The 1,659-nt window shown below is 57.3% G+C and carries 1 protein-coding gene; it reads right to left on the minus strand.

What is annotated here, in order from left to right:
* Positions 1-1,464, minus strand: a 1,464-nt coding sequence (locus ABX749_RS32040) for a DASS family sodium-coupled anion symporter (RefSeq protein ID WP_372899617.1), incomplete at its 3' end; no start/stop codon positions are given.
* Positions 1,465-1,659: the final 195 nt, after the last annotated feature.

Genomic DNA, 1,659 nt, shown 5'->3' on the forward strand with positions numbered 1-1,659 from the left:
GATCTCGATGCCCCAGACCACCGGCAAGATCCAGTAGACGAAGACCGTCAACAGCAGGATCGAAATCACGTTCATCCAAATTCCGGCGCGCACCATGTCGGGAATCCTCAGGTATCCCGATCCGAACACGACCGCGTTGGGCGGCGTTGCGACCGGCAGCATGAACGCACACGACGCGGCAACCGTCGCACCGACCATCAATAGAAACGGGTGCACGTTCATTGCAACCGCCATCGACGCCAGGATCGGCAATAACATCGACGTCGTCGCCAGGTTCGATGTGATTTCGGTCAGAAAGTTGACCGACGCGACCAGGATCAGAACCAGCAACAGCATCGACACCGACTGCAACAACGTCGTTTGCGAACCGATCCAAACCGCCAACCCGCTCGACGTGAACCCTTCGGCCAGCGCCATCCCACCGCCAAACAGCAAGACGATCCCCCAGGGCAACTGTTTGGTGTCTTCCCACACCAGCAGCGGTTCTCGTTTTCCATCGGCGTCCACCTTGCGACTGGGAATCAAAAACAGACACAGCCCGCCGGTCATGGCGATGATCGTGTCATCAAGCAGCGGAAAAAGCCCTAGCTGGTTTTGAACAAACGAACGGCTGATCCACGCAAACGCGGTGAGCGAAAACACGGTGAGCAGAAGTTTTTCTTCGAGCGAAAACGACTTCAACGCGTCGAGTTGCTTTTGAATCTCCTGACGCCCGCCGGGAAACGTTTTGTGGCGGAAGTGAAAGGCGAAACGCGTCAGATAGACCCAGCAGAGCGCGAGCAAGATCAGCGAGATCGGCAGTCCAAACTTGAACCACTGCAGAAAGCTGATTTCCACCCTGTAGACTTCTTGCACCACACCGGCCAACACCAGATTGGGCGGCGTTCCGATCAGGGTCGCGATGCCACCGATCGAAGCGCTGTACGCGATCGCCAACATCAATGCCTTGCCAAAGATCTGGTTTTCGCTGGCGTCGGTTTGTGGATTGTCACGCAACTGGGCGACGATTGCCATTCCGATCGGCAACATCATCACCGAGGTCGCGGTGTTGGAAATCCACATCGACAGCCCAGCCGTGGCGACCATGAACCCCAAAATGATGCTGGTAATGTTCGTCCCGATCAGATTGATGATATTGAGCGCGATCCGCCGATGCAGATCCCACTTTTCGATCGCAATCGCGATCAGGAATCCGCCGATGTAAAGAAAGATGTACCGGTGGCCGTATTGCGACGTGGTCGCCTGCAACTCCACCGCCCCGGTCAGCGAAAACAGCACGATCGGCAGCAGCGCCGTCGCTGCAATCGGGATCGCTTCGGTCACCCACCAGACCGCGATCCAGGTCGTCGCGGCGAGCACCGCGTTGGCTTCTGGACTCAAACCCTGCGGATGAAAGAACAACAGAATCAAAAAGAACAAAACGGGCCCGGCGATTCGTCCGACAAGCTTGGCTGAAAAGGTCATGGAGTGTGGTTGTCTCGCGGGTGAACGCTACGGCCGCGGTTGGACGGGGGTGTGGCTTTCGACGGGCCGGACACTTTACCAGATCACGGCCGTCAAGACACACTCGTTGCCCCGGACCGGAAACACCATCACGCGACGAACCATCGGCGAGCCATTCCACTGAGCCAATCTTCCTACCCCCAAAATCTTCCTACC

The sequence above is a fragment of the Stieleria sp. genome, assembly GCF_041595215.1.
Taxonomy (GTDB): Bacteria; Planctomycetota; Planctomycetia; order Pirellulales; family Pirellulaceae; genus Stieleria; species Stieleria magnilauensis.